Origin of the sequence: Thiomicrorhabdus xiamenensis (assembly GCF_013282625.1) — a bacterium.
Taxonomy (GTDB): Bacteria; Pseudomonadota; Gammaproteobacteria; order Thiomicrospirales; family Thiomicrospiraceae; genus Thiomicrorhabdus; species Thiomicrorhabdus xiamenensis.
Window position 1 is genome coordinate 942,584 of record NZ_CP054020.1, and the last position, 14,899, is coordinate 957,482.

Annotated in this window: 15 protein-coding genes; 13 read left to right on the plus strand and 2 right to left on the minus strand. The window is 50.1% G+C overall.

What is annotated here, in order from left to right:
- Positions 1-87: 87 nt before the first annotated feature.
- Positions 88-978: a LysR family transcriptional regulator gene (locus HQN79_RS04325; protein ID WP_173284459.1), complete on the plus strand. Its 891-nt coding sequence runs from the start codon at positions 88-90 to the stop codon at positions 976-978.
- An 18-nt stretch (positions 979-996) separates the two neighbouring features.
- Here the strand turns inward: HQN79_RS04325 and rlmD are convergent, their stop codons facing one another.
- Positions 997-2,277 (minus strand): 23S rRNA (uracil(1939)-C(5))-methyltransferase RlmD, encoded by a 1,281-nt coding sequence (gene rlmD / locus HQN79_RS04330; RefSeq protein ID WP_173284460.1) that lies wholly within the window; start codon positions 2,275-2,277, stop codon positions 997-999.
- Between the two features lies 1 nt (position 2,278).
- A complete protein-coding gene (gene queE / locus HQN79_RS04335) occupies positions 2,279-2,920 on the minus strand; it encodes a 7-carboxy-7-deazaguanine synthase (protein WP_173284461.1) in 642 nt (213 codons plus the stop codon).
- Positions 2,921-3,068: 148 nt separating this feature from the next.
- Here queE and leuC point away from each other — a divergent pair, with 148 nt between their 5' ends.
- The 12 genes from leuC (at position 3,069) to folC (ending at position 14,897) form a co-directional block, all read left to right on the plus strand.
- Entirely contained in the window at positions 3,069-4,484 is a 1,416-nt protein-coding gene (gene leuC / locus HQN79_RS04340; RefSeq protein ID WP_173284462.1) for a 3-isopropylmalate dehydratase large subunit, read from the plus strand.
- A gap of 15 nt (positions 4,485-4,499) precedes the next feature.
- Complete coding sequence (leuD, locus tag HQN79_RS04345; RefSeq protein ID WP_173284463.1) at positions 4,500-5,141, plus strand: 3-isopropylmalate dehydratase small subunit; 642 nt, start codon at positions 4,500-4,502, stop codon at positions 5,139-5,141.
- A gap of 122 nt (positions 5,142-5,263) precedes the next feature.
- Positions 5,264-6,337, plus strand: coding sequence for a 3-isopropylmalate dehydrogenase (gene leuB / locus HQN79_RS04350; protein WP_173284464.1), 1,074 nt, complete (start codon positions 5,264-5,266; stop codon positions 6,335-6,337).
- A gap of 34 nt (positions 6,338-6,371) precedes the next feature.
- Positions 6,372-7,355 carry a M23 family metallopeptidase gene (locus HQN79_RS04355; protein WP_173284465.1) on the plus strand — a complete coding sequence of 328 codons (984 nt, stop codon included), beginning with the start codon at positions 6,372-6,374 and terminating at the stop codon, positions 7,353-7,355.
- Positions 7,256-7,750 carry a bactofilin family protein gene (locus tag HQN79_RS04360; RefSeq protein WP_173284466.1) on the plus strand — a complete coding sequence of 165 codons (495 nt, stop codon included), beginning with the start codon at positions 7,256-7,258 and terminating at the stop codon, positions 7,748-7,750. The genes HQN79_RS04355 and HQN79_RS04360 overlap by 100 nt, the downstream gene beginning before the upstream one ends.
- 76 nt (positions 7,751-7,826) lie before the next feature.
- Positions 7,827-8,849 (plus strand): aspartate-semialdehyde dehydrogenase, encoded by a 1,023-nt coding sequence (locus tag HQN79_RS04365; RefSeq protein ID WP_173284467.1) that lies wholly within the window; start codon positions 7,827-7,829, stop codon positions 8,847-8,849.
- A gap of 4 nt (positions 8,850-8,853) precedes the next feature.
- Complete coding sequence (gene truA, locus HQN79_RS04370) at positions 8,854-9,639, plus strand: tRNA pseudouridine(38-40) synthase TruA (RefSeq protein ID WP_173284468.1); 786 nt, start codon at positions 8,854-8,856, stop codon at positions 9,637-9,639.
- A 93-nt stretch (positions 9,640-9,732) separates the two neighbouring features.
- Entirely contained in the window at positions 9,733-10,353 is a 621-nt protein-coding gene (locus HQN79_RS04375) for a phosphoribosylanthranilate isomerase (RefSeq protein WP_173284469.1), read from the plus strand.
- Positions 10,353-11,573: a tryptophan synthase subunit beta gene (gene trpB, locus HQN79_RS04380; RefSeq protein ID WP_173284470.1), complete on the plus strand. Its 1,221-nt coding sequence runs from the start codon at positions 10,353-10,355 to the stop codon at positions 11,571-11,573. The genes HQN79_RS04375 and trpB overlap by 1 nt, the downstream gene beginning before the upstream one ends.
- Positions 11,574-11,769: 196 nt before the next feature.
- A complete protein-coding gene (gene trpA / locus HQN79_RS04385) occupies positions 11,770-12,588 on the plus strand; it encodes a tryptophan synthase subunit alpha (protein ID WP_173284471.1) in 819 nt (272 codons plus the stop codon).
- Positions 12,589-12,611: 23 nt separating this feature from the next.
- Complete coding sequence (gene accD, locus HQN79_RS04390) at positions 12,612-13,466, plus strand: acetyl-CoA carboxylase, carboxyltransferase subunit beta (RefSeq protein WP_173284472.1); 855 nt, start codon at positions 12,612-12,614, stop codon at positions 13,464-13,466.
- 84 nt (positions 13,467-13,550) lie between these two features.
- Complete coding sequence (folC, locus tag HQN79_RS04395) at positions 13,551-14,897, plus strand: bifunctional tetrahydrofolate synthase/dihydrofolate synthase (protein ID WP_173284473.1); 1,347 nt, start codon at positions 13,551-13,553, stop codon at positions 14,895-14,897.
- The last annotated feature ends 2 nt before the right edge of the window (positions 14,898-14,899 follow it).

Below are 14,899 nucleotides of genomic sequence, written 5' to 3' on the forward strand. Positions count from 1 at the left end.
CTCTTTGCGAGTGACTTGAGTTTAGGGTTTGCCATACATGAAAACAATCGATTAAAATTCAGAATTACATGAATAAAATTGATAACTATGCTTGAACTAAAACATCTCAAGACGCTGCAGAGCCTGGCGGAAACCCATTCGATCAACCGCAGTGCGGAAAAGCTCTGTATGACCCAGTCGGCACTGTCTCATCAGATTAAGCAACTTGAACAGCAGTTAGGGCTGGAGCTGTTTAAACGCAAAACCCATCCGATTGAGTGGACGCCGGCGGGACAGATCGTCTTGCACACCGCGCTGCTGGTTCTGCCGTTGATCCAGCATGCCGAAAAACAGCTTAAAGCGCACAAGCAGGGGGAGAGTGGGCGCTTATGGATCGGCGTTGACTGCCATACCTGTTTTGAATGGTTGCTGCCGTTGTTGCGGCCTTATCAGGAACGTTGGCCGAGCGTTGACTTGGATATTGTGCCGAGTTCGAATCAGACGCCTTTGCGCAAACTGCAACAGCAGAAACTGGATTTTGTGATTACTTCCGATCCTGAACCGATCGAAAGGATCGAATATACCGCGCTTTTCAGTTATGAGTTGGTTGCCGTGCTACCGCCCGGGCACAGACTGTTACAGGAGGAATGGCTTTCAGCCGAGGATCTGGCTGCGGAAACTTTGATTGTCTATCCGGTGGCGGAAGATAAACTGGACGTTTTCAGCGGATTTCTGCAACCGGCCGGAGTACGTCCTAAAGCGATCCGTCATTCCGAATTGACTTTGATGATGCTGCAAAGGGTCGAGGCGGGGAGAGGGATTTGTATTCTGCCGAAATGGCTGTTAAAGAATCAGAAGGATTTTGAACATTTGGGCTTCCGGGCGCTCGGGCCGGATGGGTTGTGGTCCAAGCTGTATGCCGCGACAAATACGGGGCAGACGCAGCTGCCCTATATTCAGGAAATGATTCATTTGGTTGCGGCGGAAATGGATGTTTAAGCGTTATTCGAGGCGGATCTAGAATTTAAACATCTGCTTCTTGCTGGCAATCCGTTTGTCGCGCTGCGTTTTCTGTTTTTGGGCTTTTTCCAGTAAAACCATCACTTCGGCATGTGTCGTATGCGCAAACATATCCATAAAGGTGGCTTTGCGCAGTTGATAACCTTGTTTTTCCAGCTCTTTAACATCGCGAATCAGGGTTGATGCGTTGCATGAAACATAGACAATCTTTTCCGCACTGAGTTTGCCGAGTTGCTTGCACAGTTCAAACGCGCCCGGACGGCCCGGATCCAGAAGGATTTTGTGGTATTTCTGTTTTCTGAACCAGGGTAAACCGCTGACTTCGGCAAACAGGTCGGCCTGAAAGAATTCGGTATTGTGCAGATTATTGTCTGCGGCATTTTGCTGCGCAGTGTCCACCAATTCGCTCAGACCTTCAATTCCGACCGCTTTTTTCGCCTGTTGCGCCAGAGGTAACGTAAAGTTGCCGACGCCGCAGAAGAGGTCGAGCACCTTGTCTTTATCCGTTAGCTGTAACCAGTTCAGCGCCTGAGCAATCATCTGCTCGTTGATCGTCTTATTAACCTGAATGAAACCGGACTGCGGAAAATGCAGTGTCAGATTGGAGGCTTCGAGTCGATAGAACGGTTTCTCAGTATTTTCGGACAGCCCGAAAATGCCGTTATCGGCTTCCACAAGGGTGAACTCTCTGGTCGAGCGTGACGCCTGTTCAAGGAATTGCGGACGGGCCTGCTGTAAAGCTTGATTGAGACCGTCGGTCAGAAGTGGACAGGCATCGATATCGATCAACTCATTCGAGTTGCGTTTGCGGAAACCGAAACGTGCCTGCTTGCTTTTTTTGTCCACTTCCAATGCCAGGCGGGCACGACGGCGATAGCCTTTGTCTTCGCTGACTAGTGGCACGGTAAATTCACAGGTTTCGCAATTGACCGCCTTCTGCAGCTGGTTAAAGAAATTCTGCGCTTTCCATTCACGCTGTGCATCGATTTTGAGATGCTGCAGTTGGCAGCCGCCGCATTCGCCGTAGTATTGGCAGAAGGGTTCGCTGCGTTCTCCGGAAGCCTGTTCGATGGCAATGAGTTGGGCTTCGGCAAATTGATCCTGCTGCTCAAGAATACGCGCCGTGACGATATCTCCCGGAACCGTATCGGCGATAAAACAACTTTTTCCGGCCAGAGGTAAGGCGCTTTCGCTGTCGTGCTCATTGCTGAGTTTGGCAATGCCGCGCCCATCGTAGCTGATACCGCTGACTTCCAGTGCGTGATAAATCGGTTTCATATCAGTCAATCCCCAGCAGTTTGTGGGTTTGCAGGCTGAGCTTCCATTGCGGGTGCTCCAAACAGTATTGCACCGCTGCTTTGATATTGGCTTCGCTCACTTGAGGGTCGGCATCGTCCATCGGTTGCAGGTAGAAATGATCAAACGCCAGCTCGGCGACTTTCTCCGGCATGCAGTCGGCTTGCGGGTAGACCAGTTTCAATTCGTGCCCGTGATCGAGAAGTAAAGGCGCATTCGCTTTCGGACTGACGCAGACCCAGTCGATTCCATCCGGAGCCTGTTTGGTGCCGTTGGTTTCCACAGCGATTTCAATGCCGTGCCGATGGAAGACTTCGATCAATTCACGATCCACCTGGAGTAGCGGTTCGCCTCCGGTGAGTACGACAAACGGTGTGATTTTCTTATCCGGCCAGAACTGCAGAAGATGCTGTGCCAGAGCTTCGGCATCGGCAAACTTGCCGCCGTTCTGACCGTCGGTGCCGATAAAATCGGTGTCGCAGAACTGACAGACGGCATCTGCGCGGTCCTCTTCCCGACCGGTCCAGAGGTTGCATTTGCTGAAGCGACAGAAAATTGCCGGCCGTCCGGAATGAAAGCCTTCGCCCTGCAGAGAATAAAACACTTCTTTGATCGAGTAGCTCATAGAACGCTCTTTGAATTTCAATTGCCGGCATTTTACCGCAGATGTCGATTCAAAGCGCTTGATTTGTTATTTAATATCGGGCTTTAGGTGCTATAATTTGGGGCTATTTCAAATTTATTCGGATTATTGAATTACAGGTTTATAAGCTATGGCTGGAAAAACGTTATACGACAAATTGTGGGACGACCATGTGGTTCGTCAGGAAGAAGATGGCACGGCGTTAATTTACATTGACCGTCAGCTGCTGCATGAAGTAACTTCACCACAGGCGTTTGAAGGGCTGCGTCTGGCAGGACGCAAGCCTTGGCGTATCGATGCCAACCTGGCAACCTGTGATCACAATGTTCCGACGACCGATTTGAAGGGCGGTGTGGATTCAATTGAAGATCCGGTGTCGCGCATTCAGGTGCAGACGTTGAACATGAACGCCAAAGAATTCGGGATTACCGAGTTTGGTATGGGTGACCCTCGTCAGGGGATCGTGCATGTTGTTGGTCCGGAAGAAGGGAAGACTCTGCCGGGGACGACTTTGGTTTGCGGTGATTCGCATACCGCGACGCATGGTGCATTGGGTGCCCTTGCACACGGTATCGGAACCTCTGAAGTCGAGCATGTCTTGGCGACTCAGTGTCTGATTCAGAAGAAAATGAAAAATATGCTGATCAAGGTCGACGGTCAGTTGAAGCCGGGTGTAACGCCGAAAGATGTGATTCTGGCGATCATCGGCAAGATCGGTACGGCTGGCGGTACGGGCTACGCGATGGAGTTCGGTGGTCAGGTTTTCCGTGATATGTCGGTCGAAGGGCGTATGACGGTCTGTAATATGGCGATCGAGGGTGGCGCGCGTGTCGGTCTGGTCGGTGTCGATGAAAAAACTGTCGAATATGTTAAAGGTCGTCCGTTTGCACCGAAAGGCGAGCTTTGGGATCAGGCGGTCGAAGCCTGGAAAGATCTGCATTCCGATGACGATGCGGTTTTTGACAAAGTCATCGAGATGGACGGTGCGGAAATCCAACCTCAGGTTTCCTGGGGAACCTCTCCGGAAATGGTGCTGGATGTGGATGGCATTGTTCCTGATCCGGATAAAGAAACCGATTCCGTGAAAGCGACTTCTATCCGTAATGCATTGAAATATATGGGGCTGAATGCCGGTACGCCGATCAAGGATATTCCGGTGGAGTATGTGTTTATCGGTTCCTGTACCAACTCGCGTATCGAAGATCTTCGCGCAGCGGCGGAAGTGCTTAAAGGACGCAAGAAATCCGATAAGGTTGAATTGGCGATTGCCGTTCCAGGTTCCGGGCTGGTGAAGCAGCAGGCGGAAGCGGAAGGTCTGGATAAGATCTTTATCGAAGCCGGTTTCGAATGGCGTAATCCGGGTTGCTCGATGTGTTTGGCCATGAATGCCGACCGCCTGCCGAGCGGTAAGCACTGTGCTTCGACGTCAAACCGTAACTTCGAAGGGCGTCAGGGTGCCGGCGGGCGTACTCACCTGGTGAGTCCTGAAATGGCTGCGGCGGCTGCGGTAGCCGGTCATTTCGTTGATGTGCGTGACATGCTATAAGTTCGGGAGAGAGAGATGGATAAGTTTACAACCTTGACAGCGATTGTTGCGCCGATGGACCGCGCGAATGTGGATACCGACGCAATTATTCCTAAACAGTTTCTGAAATCAATCAAGCGTTCAGGTTTCGGCCCGAACCTGTTTGACGAGTGGCGCTACGAAGATGTAGGTCAGCCGGATATGGATAACTCGAAACGTCCTCTGCGCCAAGATTTCGTTTTGAATCAGCCGCGTTATCAGGGGGCGAAGATCCTGTTGGCGCGTGAAAACTTCGGTTGCGGTTCCAGTCGTGAACACGCTCCATGGGCGCTGAAAGATTACGGTTTTGATGTGATTATTGCCCCGAGTTTTGCTGATATTTTCTTTAATAACAGTTTCAAGAACGGTATTCTGCCGATTATTCTCGATGAGAAAGTCGTTGATGAGCTGTTCAATGAAACCTTTGCTGTCGAAGGCTATGAGTTGACGGTTGATTTGTCGGCGCAGAAAATTGTTAAACCGAACGGTGATGAAATCCGTTTTGATGTCGACAGTTTCCGTAAGCACTGCCTGTTGAATGGTTTGGATGATATCGGTCTGACTTTGCAGCATGCTGAAGAAATTAAAACTTACGAAGAGAGTCGTAAGGCCAGTAAGCCTTGGTTGTACGCAAACTGATTGTGACGAGAAAATGACGTGTGTAGCAAGTTGCAAAATAGTTTGAATTTGCTGGCTCGTTTTCCCGGGTGAAACGTAAACAGAATTTTAAGAATATTATTCAATTTAAAGAGTTTAGATAAATGACAAAAAACGTATTGATTCTTCCTGGTGACGGTATCGGTCCTGAAATCACTGCTGAAGCGGTGAAAGTGTTGAACAAGCTGGTTGAAACCGACGGCTTGGATATTTCAATGGAAGAAGATCTGGTCGGTGGAGCGGCTTATGATGTTCACGGTGTTCCACTGGCGGATGAGACTATGGCCAAAGCGCACGCGGCAGATGCCGTTCTTCTTGGTGCTGTTGGCGGATATAAGTGGGAATCCCTGGATATCTCGGTTCGTCCTGAAAAAGGTCTGTTGCGTCTTCGTAAAGAGATGGAACTGTTTGCCAATCTGCGTCCGGCAGTTCTTTTCCCGCAGCTGGCTTCGGCGTCGACTCTGAAACCGGAAGTGGTTGCAGGTTTGGATATCCTTATCGTACGTGAATTGACCGGCGGTATCTATTTCGGACAGCCGCGCGGTATCCGCACTCTGGATAACGGCGAGCGCCAAGGGTACAACACTTATGTTTACTCCGAGTCTGAAGTGCGTCGTATTGCCCACGTAGCTTTCCAGGCTGCGATGAAGCGAAATAAGAAACTGACTTCGGTTGATAAGGCCAATGTACTGGAAGTAACCGAAATGTGGCGTGAAATCATTGATGAAATTGCGCCGGAGTATCCTGAAGTTCAGGTCAATCATATGTATGTCGATAATGCCGCGATGCAGCTGGTTCTGAATCCGAAGCAGTTTGACGTTATGGTGACCGGTAACATGTTCGGTGACATTCTGTCTGACGAAGCCTCTATGCTGACCGGTTCGATCGGTATGCTGGCGTCTGCGTCTCTTGATGCTAATAATAAAGGGATGTACGAGCCTAGTCACGGTTCGGCACCGGATATCGCCGGTCAAAATAAAGCCAACCCTCTGGCGACGATTCTTTCTGCGGCGATGATGCTACGTTACTCTCTAGGTCGCGAAGATCTGGCGGTGAAAATCGAAGAAGCTATTTCCAAAGTTTTGGATCAGGGTTTACGTACCGGCGACATTATGGATGCCGGCTGTACTCAGGTAACCTGTTCGGAAATGGGTGATGCCGTCGTCGCGGCACTGTAATTTGAGCTGCATGAGTTAAAGGGCGGAGTAGGCGTTGCGCAATCGGTTTACTGTTACGATCAGCGATGTGCATGGTGCGCGGCACTATTCCTTCACGCAACTCGCCAAGCGCTTTTTCTCTTGGATTCTATTGCTTTTTCTCACTCTTTGGGTGGCCGGCGCTTTAACCATTGTTTGGTTTTCCAATAAGGTTGATGAAGTCGAGGCGCAGCATCGGTTTGCCGTTAAGGCTTATTCGGACAGGCTGGCAAAAGTCGAAGACGATTATGAAAATATGCTGACCGAGAAAGGTGAGCTGGAAACTGCGCTTAATCAGAAGAGTGAGCGTTTGGACAGTCTTGGCCAGACACTGCAGAATATCGAAGAGATGATTATGACGCAGGATGAGTTGCAGAGCCTTGCAACCTTGCCTGTTGAGCAGCGTCTTGAGAATCTGCAGATGAGTGCTTTGGAGCGCAGTCTGATGCTGGCTTCGATTCCAAACGGTTCGGCAGTTAAGAATTTCAAAGGTTTTACCAGCTACTACGGTGTCCGCAAACACCCGGTTACCGGCGTTCGTAGTCGGCATCTCGGCATCGACTACCGTGGCGGGGTCGGAGAGGATGTCCTTGCTACGGCCGATGGTATTGTCTCTTTTTCTGCCTTTAGTAAGGAGACCGGGTTTGGTAATCTGGTTTCGATTATTCATGCAAATGGATTCAAAACCCGATATGGTCATCTGCATAAACGTACCGTTAAGGTAGGTGACTACGTGTATAAGGGTCAGAAAATTGGTGAGATCGGTAACACCGGTCGTTCGACGGGGCCGCATCTGCATTATGAGGTGTTGTTCCTGTCCCGCCGTATTGATCCGAAGCCATTTCATGAATGGTCGCAGGAAAATTACAACGCTATTTTTCAAGAGGTTAAGTTGGTACCATGGGGTTCTTTAGTTCAAGCCGCAAGTCTGCAAGCCAAGAAGGTGGAAAAACAATTATTGCCGAGGGATGTCGCATTCAGGGCGAGTTTACCGAATTAAAAGGTGAACTGCATAATGACGGCATGATCGAAGGGGTGATTAACACCGCTTTCGATATTTCGATCGGCAGCAATGGCGTGATTAAGGGGTTGATCAAAGCCCGTGAAGTGGTTTTGAGCGGCTTGATTGAAGGGCATGTTGCCTGCGAAAAAATTGAAATTCTCCCGGGCGGAAAGCTGGTTGGCGATCTGGTCTGCCGAGATTTTGTTATCGAGCAGGGTGGTAAGTTTATCGGGCAGCGGCACGAGCTGACCGAAGGTGGACGAGTCCTATCAATGACTGAAGCGCTGGATTCAAGTGAGCACAAGCGTTTACTTGAATTCGCCGGCCTTAAAGAAACTGACAGTGAAGAAGACGGTCTGGTGTTCGAGAATCTGGACCGAATGGAAAAATAATCCCGTTAAAGTTATTTTCGTAAGCGGTGTTGCAGCACAGCTCGCACCGCTATTTTTGTGAAATAAAGGATAAAAAATGACCAAGTTATATGATATTGCAGTAGTTGGTGCCACTGGTGCGGTAGGTGAAACGATTCTTAAGGTATTGGAAGAGCGCGATTTCCCGGTTGGGAATTTATACCCTCTGGCGTCGAGCCGTTCTGCCGGTAAAAAGATTCAGTTCAAAGGTCAGTGGGTTGAAGTGCAGGATCTTGAGAAGTTCGATTTTTCCAAGGCGCAGATCGGTCTGTTCTCACCGGGCGCGAGCATTTCCAAAATTTATGCACCGAAAGCTGCTGAAGCTGGCTGTGTTGTCGTGGATAACACCTCACAATTCCGTTATGACGACGATATTCCGTTGGTTGTTCCGGAAGTAAACCCAGAAGCGGTTGCCGGTTATAAGAGTCGCGGTATTATTGCGAACCCTAACTGTTCGACTATTCAGATGCTGGTCGCTCTTAAGCCGATCTATGATGCGGTTGGTATTAAACGCATTAATGTCGCGACTTATCAGGCGGTTTCAGGATCCGGTAAGGAAGCGATTGAAGAGCTGGCGACACAGACTGCGAATCTTCTGAATATGAAGCCGGTTGAAGCAAAAGTTTATCCTAAGCAGATCGCTTTTAACTGTATCCCGCAGATCGATGTCTTTATGGACAACGGTTACACCAAAGAAGAAATGAAGATGGTGTGGGAAACCAAAAAAATTATGGGCGACGATTCGATTCTGGTCAATCCGACTGCGGTTCGTGTACCGGTATTCTATGGTCACAGTGAAGCGGTGCATATTGAAACCGATAAGAAAATCACTGCAGCGGAAGCTAAGGCGTTGTTTGAAAAAGCCAATGGTGTGGTTCTGATGGATGAGCATGTCGATGGCGGTTACCCAACAGCGGTGACGGACGCAGCGGATACCAATCCGGTGTATGTTGGTCGTATTCGTGAAGACATTTCCTGTGAGAAAGGTCTGAATCTGTGGGTTGTAGCAGATAATGTCCGTAAAGGGGCTGCGACCAATACGGTGCAGATCGCCGAAGTTCTGATCAAGGATTATCTGTAATTCAATGCGTATTGCCCTTGGTATAGAGTATCAGGGAGGGGCCTACTGCGGATATCAGCGGCAAAAGCATTGTCCATCGGTGCAGGAAAATCTGGAAAATGCACTGAGTTCGATTGCCGCTGAGGGTGTCGAATTGCATTGTGCCGGACGCACAGATACCGGTGTGCATGCAATCGGCCAGGTAGTGCACTTTGAAACCCGCTCAGAGCGCCCTGAAAAGGCTTGGGTGCAAGGTACCAATACTCAATTGCCGGCCGATATCCGTGTCGTCTGGGCAAAGCCGATGGGTGAGGATTTTCATGCTCGCTTTTCGGCGGTTGCCCGTCAGTATCGATATGTGATTTTTAACCGCCGGGTGCATTCCGCGGTACTTGCCGGACGGGTGACGCATGAGCCGTACGAATTGGATGAATCCAGAATGCATCAGGCGGCGCAAGCATTGCTCGGAGAGCAGGATTTCTCCTCTTTCCGGGCGGCGGCCTGTCAGGCCAGTCACGCGATGCGCGAAGTTCAGCGGGTCTCGGTTAAGCGCTGCGGTGATTTTATTTTGATTGATATTCAGGCCAACGCTTTCCTGCATCACATGGTGCGGAATATTGTCGGGTCTCTGATTGAAGTCGGAAAAGGACACCAGCCGATTCAGTGGCTGGCTGATTTACTGGCTTTGCAGGATAGAACCCAGGCTGCGCCGACCGCTCCGGCCGAAGGGCTGTATTTTGTTAATGCTATTTATCCCGAAGGATTGGGCGTGCCGCAGGCTCCGCTGGATCAGGTCTTATGGCAGATGTAGGTCATGTGGTTGGCGAAGTGGGCGAAAAATACACTGTGAAATTTACCGATTTTACGGACTTCGTCAGGAATTAATTATCAATGGAAAACGTCAATGCGAACTCGTGTTAAAATCTGCGGCCTGACGCGAATTGAAGATGCTCTGCAGGCGGTAAATTCCGGAGCCGATGCGATCGGTCTGGTGTTTTACGAGCCGAGCCCTCGTTATGTGGATATTGCCAAGGCGAGGGAGATTGCCGCCCAGATTCCGGCTTTCGTTACGGTTACGGCGCTTTTTGTGAATCCGAGTAAAGAGCAGGTTGAGCAGGTTCTGAGCGAAGTGCGGATTGATCTGTTGCAGTTTCACGGGCAGGAACCGGGCGAATTCTGCAGACAGTTCGGAAGAAATTACATTAAAGCCGTGCCGATGCGAGAAGAGACTGATTTGGTACAGATAGCTGCCGAATTTCACGATTGCAGCGGCTTGCTTTTGGATACCTATAAGCCGGGGGTACCTGGCGGAACAGGTGAGACGTTTAACTGGCAGTGGATACCGCAGACATTTGCCAAACCGATTATTCTGGCCGGTGGCTTAACGCCTGAAAATGCCGGGCAGGCGATCGAAGCGGTTCATCCGTGGGCGCTGGATGTCAGTGGAGGGGTTGAAGCCTCCAAAGGCATTAAGTCCGCCGAAAAGATTTCGCGATTTATGCAAGAAGTAATGAGAAGAGTGTGATGTCAAAAGATTCTCCGACGATTGATTATGCAAAGTTTCCCGATGAGCATGGGCACTTTGGGCCATACGGTGGTATTTTTGCGCCGGAAACCCTGATGGCTGCTCTGGAGCAGCTTAATCAGGAATATGAAAGTGTAAAGAATGATCCGGTTTTTCTGGATGAACTGGCACAGGATCTGCGCGACTATGTTGGTCGCCCGACGCCTTTGTATTTCGCTAAACGCTGGTCGGAAGAACTTGGCGGAGCCAAAATTTATCTTAAGCGCGAAGATCTGAATCACACAGGTGCTCATAAGGTAAACAATACGATCGGTCAGGCACTTCTGGCAAAACGCCTAGGCAAAAAACGCATCATTGCCGAAACCGGTGCCGGTCAGCATGGTGTTGCCAGTGCGACGGTTGCCGCGCGTCTCGGTCTGGAATGTGTTGTCTATATGGGCGCCGACGATGTTGTGCGTCAGGCTCCGAATGTTGCGCGTATGAAAATGCTTGGCGCCACGGTCGTTGCAGTTGAGTCCGGTTCACGAACTCTGAAAGACGCTTTGAATGAGGCGATGCGCGATTGGGTAACCAATGTGGACGATACTTTCTATATTATCGGTACCGTTGCCGGACCGCATCCGTATCCGGCAATGGTTCGCGATTTTCAGGCCGTAATCGGTCAGGAAGCTCGTGAACAGGTTCTGGAAAAAGAAGGTAAGCTGCCGGATGCGTTAATCGCTTGTGTCGGCGGTGGCTCTAACGCGATCGGACTTTTCCATAAATTCCTGCCGGATGAGGGTGTGGAAATTTACGGTGTCGAACCTGCCGGTCATGGTCTGGATACCGGTGAGCACGCGGCTCCGCTGTGTAAAGGCACGCCGGGTGTTCTGCACGGCAACCGTACCTATCTGATGCAGGATAAGAATGGTCAGATTCTAGGGACGCACTCGATTTCCGCCGGTCTGGATTATCCGGGTGTCGGACCGGAGCATGCCTGGTTGAAAGATGTCGGACGCGTCAATTATGTCGCGATCGATGATGAAGAGGCTTTGCAGGGATTCCGTGACCTGACCCGTTGCGAAGGGATTATTCCGGCGCTTGAATCCTCGCATGCCATTGCTTATGCGACCAAGTTGGCTCCGACGATGAGCAAGGATCAGGTGATTATCGTGAATCTATCCGGTCGAGGTGACAAAGATATGAATACGATAGCCCAGATTGAAGGCTTCGAATTTTAAAAGCTTTTTGCGCTATTGCGAACTTAAATGCCTTTGTTAAAAATTCGCGAAGCCTGCTCATTTACTAAGATGTAAACTGCGCGACTTCGCTGGAATTTTTGCCTTGCCCTTTAAGCTCTCATGACACGCAAAACGCTTTTATGTGGTTTTGATATAGTGTTGAGACCATTTCAATGGATAACTTGAAAATAGAATTATGAGCAGAATTTCACAAAAATTTGCGGATCTGAAAGCGCAGGGTAAAACCGCTTTGATTCCATATGTTACCGCCGGCGATCCTAAGCCGAATGCGACAGTCAGCCTGATGCACCTTCTGGTTGCCAAAGGGGCGGATATGATCGAGTTGGGCGTACCTTTCTCTGATCCGATGGCTGACGGTCCGGTTATTCAGAAAGCGGTTGAACGTGCGTTGGCACATAACGTTTCTATGGATGATGTGCTGGAGATGGTTCGCGAATTTCGTGAAAAAGATGCACAGACGCCGGTTATTCTTATGGGGTATCTGAATCCGGTCGAGCATATGGGGTATGAAGCGTTTGCCAATGCGGCCAGTTCTGTCGGAGTGGATGCCGTTCTGACGGTAGATATGCCGCCGGAAGAATCTTTCGGTTATACGGAAGCCATGCAGGAGCATGATTTAGATCGTATTTTCCTGATTTCCCCGACCACGCCGGTCGGCCGCTTGCGTGCGGTCAATGAGAAGGGAAGTGGTTTTGCCTACTATGTCTCTCTCAAAGGGGTAACCGGTTCGCGCGATGTGGATGCTGATGATGTTGCCGTGCAGATGCAACGTTTGAAAGGCGAAGTCGATCTGCCTATGGGGATCGGTTTCGGTATCCGTAACGGTGATGCCGCTTATGCAATGGCTAAGCAGGGAGATGCGGTTATTGTCGGTTCGGCGCTGGTCAGCCTGATTGAAGCAAACGAGCATAAAGATTTGTATGAAATCGAATTGGCGATCGGCAACAAGATGCAGGAATTCCGTAACGCGATTGATCGCGCAGATGCAGAATAACAAGAATTTAAAGGGGCAGTAAGATGAATTGGTTTGAAAAAATTTTACCAAGTATCAAACAGGTTACGGAACGTAAAAAGTCAGTACCGGAAGGGTTGTGGACCAAATGTCCGAAGTGCGAAGCGACTTTGTATCGCGCTGAGGTAGCCCGTAATCAGGAAGTTTGTCCAAAATGCGATCATCATATGCGTTTGGGTGGACGTGCCCGTTTGGAAGCTTTTTTCGATGAAGGTTCATTTAATGAATTCGCGGCTGATGTGAGCCCGGTCGATGCACTGAAATTCAGAGATTTGAAAAAATACAAAGACCGTATCGCTCAGGCTCAGCGAGCAACGGGTGAAAAGGATGCGTTGATTACCGCTCAAGGAACGATTGACGGTCTGCCAGTGGTTGCCGCGGCTTTCGATTTTCGCTTTATGGGCGGTTCCATGGGGTCGGTTGTCGGTGAAAAGTTTGTCCGTGCCGTCAATCAGGCAATTGAATCCCGTTCGCCGTTTATCTGTTTCTCGGCCAGTGGTGGTGCTCGTATGCAAGAGGCGTTGTTCTCCTTGATGCAGATGGCCAAAACTTCCGCTGCACTAGGGCGTCTACGCGCTCAAGGACTGCCGTTTATTTCCGTCCTGACCGATCCGACTATGGGTGGTGTTTCCGCTTCTTTCGCAATGTTAGGTGATTTGAATGTCGCCGAGCCGAAAGCCTTAATCGGTTTTGCCGGTCCTCGTGTCATCGAACAGACGGTTCGCGAAAAATTACCTGAAGGTTTTCAGCGCAGTGAGTTCCTGCTGGAGCATGGCGCGATCGACCGCATTATCCATCGTCACGATTTGAATCCGGAGCTGGCCAGCATCTGTAAGATGTTGTTGAACCAGGCGGTATAGGTTCGTTGTCAGGCCGAGAGCCAGAGTTAGCTACTCTGGCTTTTTATTTTCGGAAGCTGTTTTTTTTCTTACTGAGTTTCATTGATGAGTGTCACTGCAAAACCCGATGGCGCCAGTTCACTGGAGTCCTGGATTGATTGGCTGCTGCATCTGCATGCACAGGAAATTGATTTGGGGCTGGAGCGCGTTCGCCAGGTCGGTGCAAAAATGTCGATTCTGCAACCTGCACCCAAAGTAATCAGTGTTGCCGGTACCAACGGCAAAGGGTCCAGTGTTGCACTCCTGAGCAGTATTCTCCGCCAGGCGGGTTACCGTGTCGGTGCCTATACATCTCCGCATATACAGGCCTTTAACGAGCGAATTCAGATTGACGGCGTTGCCGTTGACTCGCAGACAATTGTCGATGCGTTTGACTTGATAGAGCGTTCGCGCGGTGATATTAAGCTGACCTATTTCGAATTTTCCACTTTGGCTGCACTGCAGATTTTCAAGCAGGCCGCATTGGATGTGGTTGTATTGGAAGTCGGTTTGGGCGGCAGGCTGGATGCGGTGAATATTGTTGATGCCGATGCCGCCTTGATTACTGCGATCGATGTCGATCATATCGATTGGCTCGGCGATGATCGCGGGCAGATTGCGATTGAAAAAGCGGGTATTACGCGCAGCGGCAGGCTGGCGGTCTGTTCCGATCCGAATCCGCCGCAGACTTTAGCGGATTATTGCGCCGAACATCGAGTTAATCTGCTTCAGTTGGGGCGCGATTTTCATTATCGTGTAGAAGAGGGCGGTTGGTCCTTACTGTGGAGTTCGTCCGGAGAGGCCGGAAGCTATCCACTGCCCGCTTTGAAGGGCGATTTTCAGATTCAGAATGCTTCCGGTGTGTTGGCGCTGCTACAGGAAATGTGTCGAAGCGGCGATTTGTCGGTTTCCGACGATGCCATTAAATGTGGATTGCAAAATGCGACCCATCCCGGTCGTCTGCAATCGGTCGAGTTTCGCCATAACGGCCGTTTTTATCACTGGCTGATTGACGTGGCACATAATCCTCAGTCCTCCGAGGTGCTGGCCGATTATCTGGCTAAGCAAGGGCTTGGAGGGTTAAAAGCGGTTTTTTCGGTTCTGGATGATAAGGATGCTTCGCCGATGGTGCAGCGTATTTCTCCTTATATTGAACAGTGGTACACGGCAGATTTGCAGATTCCACGTTCCAGTAGTGAGAAGAAACTGCAGAACCTGTTGCAGGATAATCACGTTGAGGCGTCCTGTATTCATGTTTATGCCTCGATTGAGAAAAGTGTTCAGGCGTGTTTGTCGCAAAGCGGTTCGGATAGCCGTTCGGAGACACCGAATTTACTGGTTTGGGGCTCTTTCTTTACGGTTGCTCAGGTGTATCAGGCTCTGAATGCTTTGGCGATCGAGTTAGGGAATTAATC